We start from the raw sequence: 16,296 nt of genomic DNA, 5'->3' as shown, positions 1-16,296 counted from the left end.
CCGCGCCCACGATGCCCGCGTCGTTCTTCAGCGCCGCGGCGACCACCTCGGTGCGCACCTCCAGCAGCGGCAGCCACTTCTCCGCCTTCTTGCTGACACCGCCGCCCGCGATCACCAGGTCCGGCCAGATCAGGTTCTCCAGGACGCTGATGTAGCGCGAGACCCGCGGCGCCCACTCGGACCAGGACAGCCCCTTGTCCTCCTTGACCGACGCCGCCGCGCGCTTCTCCGCGTCGTGGCCGTCGACCTCCAGGTGGCCGAACTCGGTGTTGGGCACGAGCCGGCCGTCCAGGAACAGGGCGCTGCCGATGCCGGTGCCGAAGGTCAGCAGGACCACCAGCCCGTCCCGGCCGACGCCGGAGCCGAACCTCATCTCCGCGATGCCCGCCGCGTCGGCGTCGTTGAGCACGACCACGTCCTCGGTGCGGCGACCGAGCCTGCGGGCGAACAGCGCGGCGGCGTCGGTGCCGATCCAGCCCTTGTCGACGTTCGCGGCGGTGTGCGCGACACCCTTCTTGATGACGCACGGCAGCGTGATGCCCACCGGTCCGTCCCAGCCGAACTTCTCGACGATCTCGGCGACCACGTCGGCCACCGCGTCCGGCGTCGACGGCTGCGGCGTGGCGATGCGCAGGCGCTCACCGTCGAGCCCGCCTGCCTCCAGGTCCACCAGACCGCCCTTGATCCCAGAGCCGCCGATGTCCACGCCGAACCCGCGGGTCATGCCCATCCCCGTGGCCTTCCTACTCGATTCAGTGACCGTGGCCGCAGACACTAGCCTGAGCTCGTCCGATAGTCCCGTGAGAGTGACGCAGGAGGAACAGTTGCGCTCGGATCCGCGCTCGTTGGTGGACGTCGCCGTCCAAGTCGCGGGACAGGCCGCCGACCTGGTGAAGTCCACCAGGGAGTCGGCGGTGGCGCGGATCGACACCAAGTCGAGCATCACCGACGTGGTGACCGCCGCGGACCGGGAGGCCGAGCGGCTGGTGCGCGCGCTGCTGGCCCAGCTGCGGCCGGGCGAGCCGGTGATCGGCGAGGAGGAGGGCGGCACGGCCGCGGTCGAGGGCCTGACCTGGGTGGTCGACCCGATCGACGGCACGGTCAACTACCTCTACGACATCCCCCACTACGCGGTCTCGGTGGCCGCCCAGCTCGACGGCGAGTCGGTGGCCGGGGCGGTGGTCGAGCCGGTCTCCGGCCGGGTGTGGACCGCGGCGCGGGGGCACGGCGCGTACCTGGACGGCAGGCCGCTGCGGGTGTCGTCGGAGACCCGGCTGGAGGTGGCGCTGCTGGGCTACGGCTTCGCCTACCGCGCGGAGCGCAGGCAGCGGCAGGCGCGCACGTGGGCCGGGATGGCCACGCGGGTGCGCGACATGCGCCGGGCCGGGGCGGCGTCGCTGGACCTGTGCGCGGTGGCGGCCGGGCGGTTGGACGCCTACGCCGAGCACGCCCTGGGCCGCTGGGACTGGGCGGCGGGCGCGCTGCTGGCCCGCGAGGCGGGCGCGGTGGTGCTGCTGCCGGGCGAGGCGCCCGAGCTGGGCGCGGACGCCACCCTGGCCGCCGCTCCCGGCATCGCCGACGCGCTGCGCGCCGCCCTCGTCGAGTGCGGCTTCGGCGAGGTCTGACCCCACCCCCGTCCCCGCGAACCGAGCGTTCGGGCACCTCTCGGGTGCCCCGACGTCCGGTTCGCGGGGTCAGCAGTGGACGTCGCGCGCCGCGGCGAGGTTGGTCGGGTCCAGCGAGGGCGCGGCGGCCTCCGCCACCTGGCCGCCCTGCCGCTCGGGCTGCTGCTCGGCCCACGCCGCCAGCTGGTCCATCACCTTGCGGGCGTCGCTGTTCGGCTTGATCTCGTTGAACTTCTTGCCCACCGCGATGTCCACCGTCGCGTCCTGCCGGTCGTCGCGCACCAGCTCCAGGCACGGCTCCAGCAGGCTCAGCGTCCGGGCGGCCCCCGCGCCGGGGGCGCCGAACCGGATCTGCCCCCGGCAGTTCATGTCCTGCGCCGGGTACACCGGGTCGTTGTCCGGCTCGGCCGCCTGCCGCAGCCCCATTTCGACCAGCGTGGTGGCCACGAACCGCGCCTGATTGCGCTGCGTGCTGGCGTTGAACACCCGGAAGTGCACCTCGTTCACCGGAACGGGGTCGGTCCGGTCCAGTGCGTCGTGCGCCAGCACGGTGCCCAGGGCGGGCGCAGGAGCGCCGTCGCCCGCGGCGGTGGCCGAGGTGGAGGCGGGGGTGTTGCCCGGCGGGTTGCACCGGATCGCCGCGTCCACGTCGCCCGCCTGCTCCAGCACCCGCGACCACACGAACACGGCCGTGACCGCCAGCACGACGAACAGGATCAGTGCTGGTAGCGGTCGCCTCCGCCGGTACCGCGACGACCCGCCTCCGCTCGGAACGCTCGCGGATCCCACGCCGACCTCCCCTGGGCGTTGTGGAGCTTGTGTGCTGATCAGGCTATGCCGTCGCCGAGCGCCGCGCGTCTCGGGCGAGCCGCGACGGCGCGCAACCACCCGATTGCGGAGGGTGCTCCCGCTCGCCGGGGGAGCGCCCCGTTGCCAACGGAGGCGGCAAAGCCGCGCCAAGCCTATCGGGCCTGCGTGCGAAGGTCCTCTCACCCGTCTGCTCAATTAGGGGGAACCCGCTGCGCGGGTGCCCGATCCGTGAGCTACCCTCTGCGCGCTCCGCGCACCGCCGGGCATCTGCTACGCGTCGCCGCACAGGGGGTTGGCGCTCGGCGGTGGGGCGAGACCTCCGTCACCCAGTCGGAGGGCACAAACAGGAGCGCTGGTGCGTTAACCAGCGACACGAACCAGTCTCCGTTGACCGCAGGGGTGTGAAAGAAGATGGCGACCGACTACGACGCTCCGCGTCGCAGCGAGGCCGACGAGCTCGCCGAGGACTCCCTCGAGGAGCTGAAGGCGCGGCGCAATGAAACGCAGTCCGGGGTCGTCGACATCGATGAGGACGCGACCGCCGAGAACTTCGAGCTGCCGGGCGCCGACCTGTCCGGCGAGGAGCTCACGTTCAAGGTCCTGCCCAAGCAGGCCGACGAGTTCACCTGCTCCAAGTGCTTCCTCGTGCACCACCGCAGCAGGCTGGCCGAGGAGCACAACGGCCAGTACATCTGCCGGGACTGCGCCTGACGCGGGCAGGCAGCAGCGACGACCCCCTGGGCGCGCACCTCACCCGAGGTGGCGCCCAGTCGTCTTTCCGGGCGCGTCCCGGCGGCGGGGCTCACGCCCGCGCGGCCCGCAGCACCTCGGCCAGCCGCCGCGCCGAGCGCACGCTGAACAACCAGTAGGGCGTCGGGTCCTGCGGGTCCCGCAGCTCCACCTTGACCATCGGACCGACCCAGCCGCGGTGCGCGACGAACGCCATCGGGTCCAGGTGCGGTCCCATCGCCTTGCGCTTGCCCTTGGCGTCGAACACCTCGACCTCGCCCAGCAGCTCCAGCGGCACGTGCGCCTCGCCGACCCGCAGCTCGCCCCCGGAGACCTCGACCTTCAGCGAACCCAGCCGCACCAGCAGCAGCAGCGCGATCGGCACCGTGATGGCGTAGGGCAGCCACGACCGGACACCGGGGAAGCCCATGTGGATCTCCGCGGCCAGCAGCACCGCGGCGCCCAGCGGCAGCGGCCAGCCCCACCACGGCACGAACAGCCGCTCGCGGAAGGCGGTCGGGGCGGTCACAGCACTCTCGCTCACGGCTCCAGGGTAGTCTCGCGCGCCGTGCCCAGCGTCGAGGTCCTGCTCTCCCGGCTCGATCCCACCGTGCCGATGCCCGCGTACGCCAGACCGGGTGACGCGGGCGCGGACCTGGTGACCACCACCGACGTGGTGATCGAACCGGGCGAGCGCGCCGTGGTCGGCACCGGAGTGGCCATCGCCCTGCCGGAGGGGTACGCGGGCTTCGTGCACCCCCGGTCGGGGCTGGCCGCGCGGGTCGGGCTGAGCGTGGTCAACGCACCGGGCACGATCGACTCCGGCTACCGGGGGGAGATCAAGGTGTGCCTGGTCAACCACGACCTGCGCGAGCCGGTGGTGCTGGCGCGCGGCGACCGGATCGCGCAACTGGTGGTGCAGAAGGTGGAGCACGCGGTGTTCCGCGAAGTCGACGAGCTGCCCGGTTCCGAACGCGGCACGGGCGGCTACGGCTCTACTGGCGGGCACGACGTGCTCGCCCGGACGGAGGGGTGAGGCGATGTTCGGACGGCGCCGCAAGCGCGGGAGGCACTCCGCGAACCGGGGGACGGCGCAGCCGGAGACCGGCGTCGAGGGCGGCGAGGAGCTGCCCGAGGAGGGTCCGTTCGACGAGTCGCAGGCGCCCGACGACGGCCTGACCCGGCTCGACCTGGGGTCGATCCGGGTTCCGGTGCCCGAGGGCGCGCAGCTGCAGGTGGAGATGGACCCGGCGGGCGCGGTGCGCGCGGTGCACCTGCTCACCGGCGTCGGCCAGCTCACCGTGAGCGCGTTCGCCGCGCCGAGGACCGACAAGCTGTGGCCGGAGGTCGGCGCGGAGCTGATCGCCCAGCTCAAGGGTGACGGCTTCCGGATCAACCGGGAGAACGGCCGCTGGGGTGAGGAGATCTCGGCCCGCGGCAGCGAGGTGCACCTGCGGTTCGTGGGCGTGGACGGGCCCCGGTGGATGCTGCGCGGGGTCGCCGCCGCGCCCAGCGAGCCCCAGGCGGACCAGGCGCTGCTCGCGCTGCGCGAGCTGATCAGCGACACCGTCGTGGTGCGCGGCACCCAGCCGATGCCGGTGCGCACGCCGCTGCCGATCGAGCTGCCCGAGGCCATCGCCCGCCACATCTCCCAAGCCCAGCAGGGCGGCCAGCGCTGACCGCACCGGCAAGTACTACCGGCCCCGCCCGTCGGGGCCGGTAACCACTCCCCGACTGTCCCGAACGCGCGACCGGGTGGCTCCGTCGGCACCGGCCCGGCTGTCCAGCAGAGCGGCGACGGCGGCGCGGCCCAGTGCCGTCCGGTCGGTGCCCAGCTCGGCCAGGGTGGTGGTGCGCAGCGCGCCGCGGGGCAGTGCGGCGGCCCACTGCTGGGCCACCGCGAGCGGGTGGACGGGGTCGTCGGTGCACGCGGCCACCCCGGCGGGCACGTCCAGCGCCGCCAGTTCGCCGAGGGTGGGCGCGGCGGTGCTGGACGCCGCGCGCAGCACACCGGCCAGCGCCGCGCCGTGCCCGCGCCAGGCGCGGGACAGCTCCGCGCCCAGCCACCCGTCGACACCCGCCAGCGCCGCGTCCACCCCGTCCCGCTCGACCACTTCCGCGCTCACGGCCGCGGCCAGCGCGGCGGGCGCCCCGGCGGCCGGGCCGCTCCACGCGGGCAGCGCCAGCAGCAGCCCGGCGCACCGCTCGGGCGTGCGCGCCGCCCACGCCGCGGCGACGTGCGCGCCCAGTGAGACGCCTCCCACGATCAGTGGTTCACCCAGGTACGCGGCGTCCAGGGCGGCCAGGTGCTCCTCGACGGTCGCCCCGGCCGGGGTGATCAGTGACAACCCCGCCGAGGCCAGCGGGGCGGCGAACACCGACCGCACGAACACCCCGTCCGACGCCGTCCCCGGCAGCAATACCGCGCGTGACGAACCCATGACCCCACATCCTCCCCCAGACGGATACTCGATCGGGTGGACCCGGTTACGCTGGTTTGAGGACGGGCTTCGCTGTCGAGGCCCCTCAAGTGGCCAGGAGTCGGGGATGACCAGTTCTGGGGGCGGCTACTGGCGCCGCCTCGTGCGTCGGCTGACGACCGATGTCAGCGAGTTGGACGCGGACGACCTCTCGCGGAAAGCCGAGGAGGTCGGCGCCGTCCGGGCGTGCGACTGCAGGTCAGGCGAACAGGTGACGGTCATGGGCCGGGTGCGGAGTGTCGAGTTGTGCCCCCGCGACGCGGTCGCCACCCTGGAGGCGGAGCTGTACGACGGCACCGAGGGCGTGACCCTGGTGTGGCTGGGTCGCAGGCGCATCGCGGGCATCGAGCCGGGCCGCACCATCAAGGCCAAGGGCCGGATCGCCGTCCGCGACGGCCGCAAGGTCCTCTACAACCCCTACTACGAGCTGCAGAACGCTTCATGACCTCAGTGAACGAGTCGGAGAAGCAACCCACCCTCCTGGAGCAGATGGGCGGCGTCAGCGGCCTGGTCTTCTCCTCGCTGCCGGTGGTGGTCTTCGTCCTGGTGAACGCCTTCGCGGGCCTCATGCCCGCCATCTGGAGCGCGTTGGCTGCGGCGGTCCTGATCGGCGTCTACCTGGCGATGCGCAAGGGCTCGGTGCAGCCCGCGGTCTCCGCCGTGTTCGGCGTGGGCATCGCGGCCTTCATCGCCTACCGCACCGGCTCGGCGAAGGGCTTCTTCCTGTTCGGCATCTGGCAGAGCCTGGTCTACGGCGGCGTGTTCGTCGTCTCGATCCTGGTCCGCTGGCCGCTGGCGGGGGTGATCTGGTCGTTCCTCAACGGCCAGGGCACCGGTTGGCGGCAGGACCGCGCCTCGGTGCGCGACTACGACATCGCCACGCTGGTGTGGGCGCTGGTGTTCGGCGCGCGGTTCGTGGTGCAGCGGTGGCTGTACGACGAGGCGTCGGTGGGGTGGCTGGCCTTCGCCCGGCTGGCCATGGGCTACCCGCTGATGGCCGTGGCCGTGGCCGTGACGGTGTGGGCGGTGCGCCGCTCGGACCGGCGGCTCAAGGCCGCCCAGGCCCGCTACGAGGAGGAGAACCGGGCCGCCGAGGAGCGGCTCCGGGCGCAGGCCGAGGAGAGCTGAACGGGTGGGGCCCGCGAGCCCCACCCCGCTAGTAGCCCAGCGCGGACCTGATCTCCCGCTCCACGTCCGCCGCGGCCACGAACAGCAGCTCGTCGCCGCCCTCCAGGGTGTCCTCCGGCGTCGGCACGATCACCCGGCCGCCGCGCAGGATGGTCACCAGCGCCGCGTCACGGGGCAGCTCCAGCGCGTTGACCGGCGAACCCGCCAGCGGGGTGTCCTCCGGCAGCGTGATCTCCACGAGGTTGGCCTGGCCCTGGCGCAGCGTCATCAGCCGCACCACGTCGCCGACCGTCACCGCCTCCTCGACCAGCGCGGACAGGATGCGCGGGGTGGACACCGCGACGTCGACGCCCCAGGACGAGGTGAACAGCCACTCGTTGGCCGGGTCGTTGACCCGCGCCACCACCCGGCGCACCGCGAACTCGGTCTTGGCCAGCAGCGACACCACGAGGTTGACCTTGTCGTCGCCGGTGGCGGCGATCACCACGTCGCACAGCTGCATCCCGGCGTCCTCCAGCGAGGACAGCTCGCAGGCGTCGGCCTGGACCCAGTCGGCCTGCTCCACGGTGTGCGGCTCGAAGTGCGCCCGGTCGCGCTCGATGAGCATCACCTGGTGCCCGTCGGCCACCAGCTCCTGGGCGATGGAGCGGCCGACCGCGCCCGCCCCGGCAATCGCGATACGCACTCAGCTCTCCTCGGGTGCCTGTGCCGCGGCGGCGGCCACGTCGGTGACCGTCCCGGACAGCGCCGCCACGTAGACCACGTCGTCGGCCTGCAGCAGGGTCTTGGAGTCCGGCAGCACGCCAGTGCCGAACCGCATGATGAACGCCACCCGGCAGCCGGTGGCCGACTGCAGGTCGCGCACCGAGCGCCCGATCCAGTCCTCGTGCAGGTCCAGCGGCAGCACCGCGACCGTGCCGGACGGGTCGCGCCAGGCCGTGGACGCGCCCTCGGGCAGCAGCATCCGCAGGAACCGGTCGGTGCTCCACGGCACGGTGGCCACGGTCGGGATGCCCAGCCGCTCGTAGACCGCGGCGCGCTTCTCGTCGTAGATGCGGGCGACCACGGCGTCCACGCCGAAGGTCTCCCGCGCCACCCGCGCCGAGATGATGTTGGAGTTGTCCCCGCTGGACACCGCGGCGAACGCGCCCGCGCGCTCGATGCCCGCCTCCACCAGCACCTGCCGGTCGAAACCGTTGCCCACCACGTGCTGCCCGTGGAAGTCCGGCCCCAGCCGCCGGAACGCCTGCGCGTCCTTGTCGATGACCGCGACCTGGTGGTCCAGGCGCTCCAGGGCCTTGGCCAGGGACGACCCCACCCGGCCACAACCCATGATCACCACGTGCACGAGTTCCTCCTGAACGACGCCTTGGCCAAACCTACCGATGATCAGTCCGACCAGGGGAGGCAGACCCCTTACCCTTTCCACTCGTGTCCAAGCTCGCAACAGCGGCCAAGCGCCTCGTGGTCGGCAGGCCATTCCGGAGCGACCGACTCGCTCACACACTCCTGCCCAAGCGCATCGCGCTACCGGTGTTCGCCTCGGACGCGATGTCCTCCGTGGCCTACGCCCCGGAGGAGATCTTCCTGGTGCTGTCGGTGGCGGGCCTGTCGGCCTACGCGCTGGCCCCGTGGGTCGGCGTGGTGGTCGTGGTCGTCATGCTCACCGTGGTCGCCAGCTACCGGCAGAACGTGCACGCCTACCCCTCCGGCGGCGGCGACTACGAGGTCGCCACGGTCAACCTGGGCCGCCGCGCGGGCCTGACGGTGGCCAGCGCCCTGCTGGTGGACTACATCCTCACCGTCGCGGTGTCGATCTCCTCGGCCGCGGCCAACATCGGCTCGGCGATCCCGTTCGTGGCCACCCACAAGGTGGAGTTCGCGGTCGTCGCCATCGCCCTGCTGACCGCGGTCAACCTGCGCGGCATCCGCGAGTCCGGCAGCGCCTTCGCCATCCCCACCTACGCCTTCATGGGCGGCGTCCTGGCCATGATCGGCTACGGGCTGGTGCGCGCGTTCGTGCTCGGCGACCAGATGCGCGCCGAGTCCGCGGGCCTGGAGGTGCGCGCCGAGGACGACCACCTGATGGGCCTGGCGTTCGTGTTCCTGGTGCTGCGCGCGTTCTCCTCCGGCTGCGCCGCGCTGACCGGCGTGGAGGCGATCAGCAACGGCGTGCCCGCCTTCCGCAAGCCCAAGTCGCGCAACGCGGCCACCACGCTGCTGATGATGGGCCTGATCGCGGTCACCATGCTGATGGGCCTGATCGTGCTGGCCCAGCTGACCGGCGTGAAGATGGCCGAGGACCCGGCCCACCAGCTGGTCGGCGCCCCCGAGGGCTACGAGCAGAAGACGATGGTCGCCCAGGTCGCGGGCGCGGTGTTCGACGGCTTCCCGGCCGGGTTCTTCTTCATCACCGGGGTCACCGCGCTGATCCTGGTGCTGGCCGCGAACACCGCGTTCAACGGCTTCCCGGTGCTGGGCTCGATCCTGGCCCAGGACCGCTACCTGCCCCGCCAGCTGCACACCCGCGGCGACCGGCTGGCCTTCAGCAACGGCATCCTGTTCCTGGCGGGCGCGGCGATCGTGCTGGTGGTCGCCTTCGAGGCCGAGGTCACCAGGCTCATCCAGCTCTACATCGTGGGCGTGTTCGTGTCGTTCACGCTCAGCCAGAGCGGCATGGTGCGGCACTGGAACCGGCTGCTGGCCACCGAGGAGGACCCGGTCGCCCGCCGCCGGATGCGCCGCGCCCAGTCGATCAACGCCTTCGGCCTGGTGATGACCGGTTCGGTGCTGGTGGTCGTGCTGATCACCAAGTTCACCAACGGCGCCTGGATCGCCATCGCCGCGATGGCCGCCATCTACGCGCTGATGACCGCCATCCGCAAGCACTACGACCGGGTCGCCGAGGAGCTGCGCCAGCAGGAGCGGCAGAAGCTGCTGCCCGCCCGCAACCACGCCATGGTGCTGGTGTCCAAGCTGCACATGCCCACCCTGCGGGCGCTGGCCTACGCCAAGGCCACCCGGCCGGACGTGCTGGAGGCGGTCACCGTCAACGTGGACGACGCGGACACCCGCAGGCTGGTCCGGGAGTGGGAGAAGGAGAACTTCAAGGTCCCGCTCAAGGTCATCGAGTCGCCTTACCGGGAGATCACCAAGCCGGTGCTGGACTACGTCAAGCGGGTGCGCACGGACAACCCGCGCGACGTGGTCACCGTCTTCATCCCCGAGTACGTGGTGGGCCACTGGTGGGAGCAGCTGCTGCACAACCAGAGCGCGCTGCGGCTGAAGGGCAGACTGTTGTTCCAGCCCGGTGTGATGGTGACCAGCGTGCCGTGGCAGCTGGCCTCGTCGAAGAAGGTCACCGACAGGGACGTCGTCGCGCCCGGAGCGATCCGGCGCGGCCTGGACAAGCGGGACGGCGCGTGAAGGCCACCTGGGAGCAGCGGCTGATCGAGGTCGAGGTCGGCGCGGTCGCCCACGGCGGGCACTGCGTGGCCCGGCACGAGGGGCGCGTGGTGTTCGTCCGGCACGCGCTGCCCGGCGAGCGGGTGGTCGTGCGGATCACCGAGGACTCCGGCGGCTCGTTCTGCCGGGGGGACGCGGTGGAGGTCCTGGTGGCCTCCGACGACCGCGTCCAGCAGCCGTGCCCGTTCGCCGGTCCGGGGCTGTGCGGCGGCTGCGACTGGCAGCACGCCACCCCGCAGGCCCAGCTGGAGCTGAAGGCCGCCGTGGTGGCCGAGCAGCTGCGCAGGCTGGCCGGGCTGGAGCGGCGGGTCGTGGTGGAGCCGCTGCCCGGCGGCGCGGAGGACTGGCGCACCCGGATGCGGCTGGCGGTCGACGCGGAGGGCCGGGCGGGCTTCCGCAAGCACCGCAGCCACGAGGTCGTCCCGGTGGACCACTGCGTGATCGCCGTGCCGGACGCGCTGGACGACGTGGTGGACCGCACCTGGCCCGCAGGGGCGGAGCTGGTGGTGACCAGGGACGCGGGCGGTCAGGTGCACCTGACCGAGGTCGGCCCGCCGGAGCGCCGCAGGGGCCGCCAGGTGCCCGGACCGGCGCGCAGGCGCCGGGGCAGCGGCACGGCCACCGAGCTGGCCGCGGGCCGGGCGTGGAACCTGCGCGCCGACGGCTTCTGGCAGGTCCACCCGGCCGCCGCGGACACCTTCGCCAAGGTGGTCGCCGAGTGGGCCGACTGCCGCCCCGGCCAGCGCGCCTGGGACCTCTACGGCGGGGTGGGCCTGTTCGCCTCGGTGCTGGCCGAGCAGGTGGGCGCCACCGGCTCGGTGGCGGTCGTGGAGTACTCCACCCGCGCGGTGCAGGACGGCAGGCGCAACCTGTCGGACCTGCCCCAGGTCAGCTGGTACGCGGGCAAGACCGAGGAGGTGCTGCGGACGCCGGAGTTCACCGACCTGCCGCCGGACGTGGTGGTGCTCGACCCGCCGCGCAAGGGCGCGGGCAGGGCCGTGGTGACCGAGATCGCCCGCAGCCGCCCCGAGCGTGTGGTCTACGTCGCGTGCGACCCGGCCGCGCTGGCCCGCGACATCGCCTCCTTCGCCCAGCGAGGGTACGATTTGGCCCAGCTCAGGGCCTTCGACGCGTTCCCCATGACGCACCACGTGGAGTGCGTGGCGCTGCTGGAGCCCGCTCGCTGAAGCACGTCTCAGCCGGTGGTCCGTAGACTTCGCGAGCGAACGGGGTGCGAACCACTAGGGCGAGGTGAGCGGTGACGCTGCTGGAATCCGTGCACGGACCGGCCGACCTGAAGCGGCTGGACCACGACGAGCTGGTCAGGCTCGCCGAGGAGATCCGGCGCTTCCTGGTGGAGAAGGTCTCCCGCACCGGCGGGCACCTGGGCCCGAACCTGGGCGTGGTCGAGCTGACCATGGCGGTGCACCGGGTGTTCGACTCCCCGCGCGACTCGGTGGTGTTCGACACCGGCCACCAGAGCTACGTGCACAAGATCCTCACCGGCCGCCGCGAGGGCTTCGACACCCTTCGCCAGAAGGGCGGCCTGTCCGGCTACCCGTCGCGCGCCGAGAGCGAGCACGACGTGGAGGAGAACAGCCACGCCTCCACCGCGCTGTCCTACGCCGACGGCCTGGCCAAGGCCTACCAGCTCGGCGGTCAGCGCAGGCACGTGGTCGCGGTGGTCGGCGACGGCGCGCTGACCGGCGGCATGTGCTGGGAGGCGCTGAACAACATCGCCGCGGGCACCGACCGCCCGGTGGTGATCGTGGTCAACGACAACGGCCGCTCCTACTCGCCGACCATCGGCGGCCTGGCCGACCACCTGTCGTCGCTGCGCCTGCAGCCCGGCTACGAGCGGGCGCTGGAGCGCGGCAAGACCGCCCTGCAGGGCACCCCGATCGTCGGCAAGCCGCTGTACGCGGCGCTGCACGCGACCAAGCGCGGCATCAAGGACGCGCTGGCCCCGCAGGCGATGTTCGAGGACCTGGGCCTGAAGTACATCGGCCCGGTCGACGGCCACGACGTGGTCGCGCTGGAGTCGGCGCTGCGCCGGGCCAAGTCCTTCGGCGGGCCGGTCATCGTGCACACGGTCACCCGCAAGGGCAACGGCTTCGCGCCCGCGGAGAACCACGAGGCCGACCAGATGCACGCCACCGGCGTCATCGACCCGATCACCGGTGAGAACGTCGGCCCGTCCAAGCGGACCTGGACCCACGTGTTCGCCGACGAGCTGGTCGCCCTGGGCGGCGAGCGGCCGGACCTGGTGGCCATCACCGCCGCCATGCGCGGCCCGACGGGGCTGGACAAGTTCGCCAACGCCTTCCCCGACCGCTGCTTCGACGTGGGCATCGCCGAGCAGCACGCGATGACCTCGGCCGCAGGCCTGGCCATGGGCGGGATGCACCCGGTGGTGGCGATCTACGCCACGTTCCTCAACCGGGCCTTCGACCAGCTGCTGATGGACGTGGCCCTGCACAAGCAGGGCGTCACGGTGGTGCTGGACCGGGCGGGCATCACCGGCCCGGACGGCGCCTCCCACCACGGCATGTGGGATCTGTCCATCCTGGGCCTGATCCCCGGCGTCCGGGTGGCCGCGCCGCGCGACGCGGGCTCGCTGCGCGAGGAGCTGCGCGAGGCGGTCGAGGTGCGCGACGCTCCGACCGTGGTGCGCTACCCGAAGGCGTCGGTGGGCGCCGACCTGCCCGCCCTGGAGCGGGTGGGCTCGGTCGACGTGCTGCGGCGCGACGGCGAGGACGTGCTGCTGGTGGCCGTCGGCGCGTTCGGCGAGCTGGCCGTGGCCGCCGCGCAGCGGCTGGCGGACCAGGGCATCGGGGTGACCGTGGTGGACCCGCGCTGGGTGTTCCCGGTGGCCCCGGAGCTGGTCGACATGGCCGCCGGGCACCGCCTGGTGGTCACCGTCGAGGACGGCGGCAGGCACGGCGGCTTCGGCTGGGCGCTGGCCGCAGCGCTGCGCGACGCCGACGTCGCCACCCCGCTGCGCGACCTGGCCATCCCGCAGACCTTCCACGACCACGGCGAGCGCGCCGAGGTGCTGGCCGACCTCGGGCTGACCGCGCAGGACGTGGCCCGCCGGATCACCGAGTGGGTCGTCGCGGCCGAGCCCGCGGAAATGGGCGCGACGGTCGAGAAGTAGCCGGGCTACCCTCCTCCAGCCCGGTCAGCGGCCCGGACGGCGGTGCCGGTCCGGGTCCCGCGATCCAGCCGGGCAACCGCATGGAACGCGTTCACCGCGAGGGTTCGATCCCCGAAGCCGCGACCCCGGTCGACCACGGGGCGGCGGGCCTTGCGAGCTCAGGCTCCCGCCCGCCGTTCCACGGCCGGGGTCGCGGTGCGCGCGGGAGGGGAGGAGGGGACGTGAAGCACACGCTGATGCCGTGGGAGCGCGGCGTGGTGTTCCGGCGCGGCGCCCTGCTGGAGGTGCTCGGCCCCGGCAGGCACCGGTTGCGCTGGCGCGACGTCGTGCACCGCGTGGACGTGCGGCCCCGCTCCTACGCGCCCGCCTGGCAGGACGTGCCGACCGCCGACGGCGTGCTCGTGCGCGTCACGGTGGTGCTGAACTGGGAGGTCGTCGACGCGGCCGCGTTCGTGGTGGCGGCGGCGTCCCCGTTCGACGAGCTGCACCTGGCCGCCCAGCTCGCGCTGCGGGCGGCCGTGCTCACCCGCTCCCACGACCGGGTGGACGCCGAGCGCGGGGCCATCGCCGCCGAGGTGCTGTCCGGGATGCGGCCCCGTGCCGCCGAGCTGGGGGTCGAGGTCCGCGCGGTCGCCGTGCGCGACGTGGTCATGCCCGCCGAGCTGCGCAAGGCCGCGTTGAACGAGATCGTCGCGCGCAGCGAGGGCCGCGCCGCGCTGGAACGGGCGCGCGGGGAGACCGCGGCGCTGCGCTCGCTGCTCAACGTCGCCCGACTGGCCGAGGAGCACCCGGCGCTGCTGGAGCTGCGGGCGCTGCAGTCCGCGCACACCGTGGTGGTCGACCGGCCGCGCTAAGCGGGTTCTCAGTTTGCTGTGGCACCTTGGTGGGGTGCGCATCCTGGTAGTCGAGGACGAGGTGCCGCTGGCCGACGCGATCGCGCGCGGCCTGCGGCGCGAGGGCATGGCCGTGGACGTCGCCTACGACGGCGAGACCGGGCACGAGAAGTCGACCGTCACCCGGTACGACGTGGTGGTGCTCGACCGCGACCTGCCCGGCATGTCCGGCGACGAGCTGTGCAAGGAGATCCTCAGCTCCGGCGCGCTGACCAGGGTCATGATGCTGACCGCCAGCGCCGGCGTGGAGGACCGGGTGGCGGGGCTGTCCCTGGGCGCCGACGACTACCTGGCCAAGCCCTTCGCGTTCCCCGAGCTGGTGGCCAGGGTGCGCGCGCTCGCCCGGCGCGCCACCCCGGCCACCCCGCCGCTGCTGACCGCGCGGGACGTGGAGCTGGACCCGGCCCGCCGCACCGTGCTGCGCGGCGGCCAGCCGGTGGAGCTGACCCGCAAGGAGTTCGGCGTGCTGGAGGTCCTGCTCGCCGCCAAGGGGTCGGTGGTGAGCAGCGAGGAGCTGCTGGAGCGGGTCTGGGACGAGAACGCCGACCCGTTCACCACCACCGTTCGGGTCACCGTGATGACGCTGCGCAAGAAGCTCGGCGAGCCCGGCATCATCGACACCGTGGTCGGCTCCGGCTACCGGGTGCCCACCGCCGGTTCCCCCGAAGAGGGTTCCGCTGAGGGCTGAGCTGACCCGCAGGCGCGGGCCGGGGCTGCGGGCGCGGATCACCCTGCTGGCCACCGGCCTGGTGGCGTTCGTCAGCGGCCTGCTGCTCCTGCTCGGGTGGCTGCTGGTGGGACGGGTGGTGGACTCCTCGCCCCGGTTCCCCGATGACAGCACGGTGGTCGTCGACGGCCGCACCGTGCGCGCGGGCGTGCTCACCGACCTGCTGGCCCAGCAGGCCCGCGCGGACGTGCTGCGGTCGGGGTCGATCGCGTTCCTGTGCGTGGTGGCCGCGGCGGGCCTGCTGGCGTGGACGATCACCGGCCGGGTGCTGCGGCCGGTGAAGGAGGTCACCGCCGTGGCGCGCAGGCTGTCGGCTGAGTCGCTGGGCGAGCGGCTGCGCCTGGACGGCCCGCGCGACGAGGTCGCCGAGCTGGCCGACACCTTCGACGAGATGCTCGACCGGCTCCAAGCCGCGTTCGACTCCCAGCGGCGGTTCGTCGCCAACGCCTCCCACGAGCTGCGCACGCCGCTGTCGGTCATCCGCACCGAACTGGACGTGACCCTGGCGGACCCGGACGCCGACCCGGCCGAGCTGCGCCGGATGGCGGGGGTGGTGCGCGACGCGACCACGCGAGCCGAGCAGCTGGTCAGCGCACTGCTGCTGCTGGCCCGCACGGACGGGCTGGGCCTGGCGGTGCGCGAACCGGTGGATCTGGCGGCCGTGGTGGACTCGGCCTGGAAGGCCGTGCGCGCGGAAGCGGAGCAGCGGCAGGTGCGCGCCACCTTCCGCTGCGGTCCGGCACCCGCGGTCGGCGACCCGGCGCTGCTGGAGCGGATCGCGGGCAACCTGCTGGAGAACGCGGTGCGGCACAACGTGCCGGGCGGCTGGGTCGAGGTGCTGACCGAGGCCGGGCCGGAGTGGACCACGCTGCGGGTGTCCTCCTCGGGGCAGGTCATCGCCCCGGATCGGGTGGACGAGCTGTTCGAGCCGTTCCGCCGCGGGGGCACCGACCGCACCGCGCGCACCGGCACCGGCCTCGGTCTCTCGATCGTGCGCGCGGCCGTGCTCGCGCACGAGGGGCGCGTGCACGCCACCGCGGTCCCCGGAGGGGGGCTCTCGGTGGCCGTTCACCTGCCCGGCGCACCCCACTGAAACACGATCGAGTGGTCCCGGTCACAAGTGATCGGGTTTCAGCCCCTCCGCAGGGGGTACTACCTGCGAAGATGGCCCTCGGAACCCCCGATTTGTGTCCGCGTTCGGCGGGGTGTAACTTTCTCTCTGCCAGCGCGGAACGGGCCGGACAGACCGGAACGGAGCGCGGGTCACAAGCCCCGGAAGCGG

18 protein-coding genes are annotated in these 16,296 nt (G+C 73.2%); 12 read left to right on the top strand and 6 right to left on the bottom strand.

Going from position 1 to position 16,296, the window contains the following annotated elements:
* Positions 1 to 730, bottom strand: a 730-nt coding sequence (gene ppgK / locus IEZ00_RS04640; protein WP_189221812.1) for a polyphosphate--glucose phosphotransferase, incomplete at its 3' end; no start/stop codon positions are given.
* 94 nt (positions 731 to 824) lie between these two features.
* Here ppgK and IEZ00_RS04635 point away from each other — a divergent pair.
* Positions 825 to 1,625: an inositol monophosphatase family protein gene (locus IEZ00_RS04635; RefSeq protein WP_276530095.1), complete on the top strand. Its 801-nt coding sequence runs from the start codon at positions 825 to 827 to the stop codon at positions 1,623 to 1,625.
* 69 nt (positions 1,626 to 1,694) lie between these two features.
* Here the strand turns inward: IEZ00_RS04635 and cei are convergent, their stop codons facing one another.
* Entirely contained in the window at positions 1,695 to 2,414 is a 720-nt protein-coding gene (gene cei, locus IEZ00_RS04630) for an envelope integrity protein Cei (protein WP_189221810.1), read from the bottom strand.
* 432 nt (positions 2,415 to 2,846) lie between these two features.
* Between cei and IEZ00_RS04625 the strand changes: the two genes are divergently transcribed.
* A complete protein-coding gene (locus tag IEZ00_RS04625; RefSeq protein WP_189221809.1) occupies positions 2,847 to 3,146 on the top strand; it encodes a DUF4193 domain-containing protein in 300 nt (99 codons plus the stop codon).
* A 91-nt stretch (positions 3,147 to 3,237) separates the two neighbouring features.
* On the opposite strand, the gene IEZ00_RS04620 is transcribed toward IEZ00_RS04625, so the two are convergent.
* On the bottom strand, positions 3,238 to 3,708 hold the full coding sequence (locus tag IEZ00_RS04620) for a DUF3093 domain-containing protein (protein WP_229795079.1): 471 nt from the start codon (positions 3,706 to 3,708) through the stop codon (positions 3,238 to 3,240).
* A gap of 24 nt (positions 3,709 to 3,732) precedes the next feature.
* On the opposite strand from IEZ00_RS04620, the gene dut reads away from it, so the two are divergent.
* Both dut and IEZ00_RS04610 read left to right on the top strand, forming a co-directional pair.
* Positions 3,733 to 4,200, top strand: coding sequence for a dUTP diphosphatase (dut, locus tag IEZ00_RS04615; protein WP_189221808.1), 468 nt, complete (start codon positions 3,733 to 3,735; stop codon positions 4,198 to 4,200).
* Between the two features lie 4 nt (positions 4,201 to 4,204).
* Positions 4,205 to 4,843, top strand: a complete 639-nt coding sequence (locus tag IEZ00_RS04610) for a DUF3710 domain-containing protein (RefSeq protein ID WP_189221807.1) — start codon at positions 4,205 to 4,207, stop codon at positions 4,841 to 4,843.
* Positions 4,844 to 4,858: 15 nt separating this feature from the next.
* On the opposite strand, the gene IEZ00_RS04605 is transcribed toward IEZ00_RS04610, so the two are convergent.
* Positions 4,859 to 5,605, bottom strand: a complete 747-nt coding sequence (locus IEZ00_RS04605) for an alpha/beta fold hydrolase (protein WP_189221806.1) — start codon at positions 5,603 to 5,605, stop codon at positions 4,859 to 4,861.
* A gap of 106 nt (positions 5,606 to 5,711) precedes the next feature.
* Between IEZ00_RS04605 and IEZ00_RS04600 the strand changes: the two genes are divergently transcribed.
* Both IEZ00_RS04600 and IEZ00_RS04595 read left to right on the top strand, forming a co-directional pair.
* The gene (locus tag IEZ00_RS04600) at positions 5,712 to 6,089 is read left to right on the top strand and encodes an OB-fold nucleic acid binding domain-containing protein (protein ID WP_189221805.1); all 378 of its coding nucleotides are present in this window, start codon (positions 5,712 to 5,714) and stop codon (positions 6,087 to 6,089) included.
* Positions 6,086 to 6,772, top strand: coding sequence for a DUF3159 domain-containing protein (locus IEZ00_RS04595; RefSeq protein ID WP_189221804.1), 687 nt, complete (start codon positions 6,086 to 6,088; stop codon positions 6,770 to 6,772). Before IEZ00_RS04600 ends, IEZ00_RS04595 begins: the two co-directional genes overlap by 4 nt.
* Before the next feature lie 28 nt (positions 6,773 to 6,800).
* On the opposite strand, the gene IEZ00_RS04590 is transcribed toward IEZ00_RS04595, so the two are convergent.
* Both IEZ00_RS04590 and IEZ00_RS04585 read right to left on the bottom strand, forming a co-directional pair.
* Entirely contained in the window at positions 6,801 to 7,457 is a 657-nt protein-coding gene (locus IEZ00_RS04590; protein ID WP_189221803.1) for a potassium channel family protein, read from the bottom strand.
* A complete protein-coding gene (locus tag IEZ00_RS04585; RefSeq protein ID WP_189221802.1) occupies positions 7,458 to 8,120 on the bottom strand; it encodes a potassium channel family protein in 663 nt (220 codons plus the stop codon).
* Positions 8,121 to 8,203: 83 nt separating this feature from the next.
* On the opposite strand from IEZ00_RS04585, the gene IEZ00_RS04580 reads away from it, so the two are divergent.
* The 6 genes from IEZ00_RS04580 (at position 8,204) to IEZ00_RS04555 (ending at position 16,107) form a co-directional block, all read left to right on the top strand.
* Positions 8,204 to 10,198, top strand: a complete 1,995-nt coding sequence (locus IEZ00_RS04580) for an APC family permease (RefSeq protein ID WP_189221801.1) — start codon at positions 8,204 to 8,206, stop codon at positions 10,196 to 10,198.
* A complete protein-coding gene (locus tag IEZ00_RS04575) occupies positions 10,195 to 11,424 on the top strand; it encodes a class I SAM-dependent RNA methyltransferase (RefSeq protein WP_189221800.1) in 1,230 nt (409 codons plus the stop codon). Before IEZ00_RS04580 ends, IEZ00_RS04575 begins: the two co-directional genes overlap by 4 nt.
* Before the next feature lie 71 nt (positions 11,425 to 11,495).
* Positions 11,496 to 13,394 (top strand): 1-deoxy-D-xylulose-5-phosphate synthase, encoded by a 1,899-nt coding sequence (gene dxs / locus IEZ00_RS04570; RefSeq protein WP_189221799.1) that lies wholly within the window; start codon positions 11,496 to 11,498, stop codon positions 13,392 to 13,394.
* Positions 13,395 to 13,615: 221 nt separating this feature from the next.
* A complete protein-coding gene (locus tag IEZ00_RS04565) occupies positions 13,616 to 14,248 on the top strand; it encodes an SPFH domain-containing protein (RefSeq protein WP_189221798.1) in 633 nt (210 codons plus the stop codon).
* Between the two features lie 34 nt (positions 14,249 to 14,282).
* Positions 14,283 to 14,975, top strand: coding sequence for a response regulator transcription factor (locus IEZ00_RS04560; protein WP_189221797.1), 693 nt, complete (start codon positions 14,283 to 14,285; stop codon positions 14,973 to 14,975).
* Positions 14,965 to 16,107 carry a sensor histidine kinase gene (locus IEZ00_RS04555; protein WP_373293084.1) on the top strand — a complete coding sequence of 381 codons (1,143 nt, stop codon included), beginning with the start codon at positions 14,965 to 14,967 and terminating at the stop codon, positions 16,105 to 16,107. Before IEZ00_RS04560 ends, IEZ00_RS04555 begins: the two co-directional genes overlap by 11 nt.
* The last annotated feature ends 189 nt before the right edge of the window (positions 16,108 to 16,296 follow it).

The organism is Saccharothrix coeruleofusca (assembly GCF_014648515.1).
Classification (GTDB): domain Bacteria; phylum Actinomycetota; class Actinomycetes; order Mycobacteriales; family Pseudonocardiaceae; genus Actinosynnema; species Actinosynnema coeruleofuscum.
Note: the sequence above shows the minus strand (reverse complement) of the source record. Positions and strands in the feature narration are given on the sequence as shown.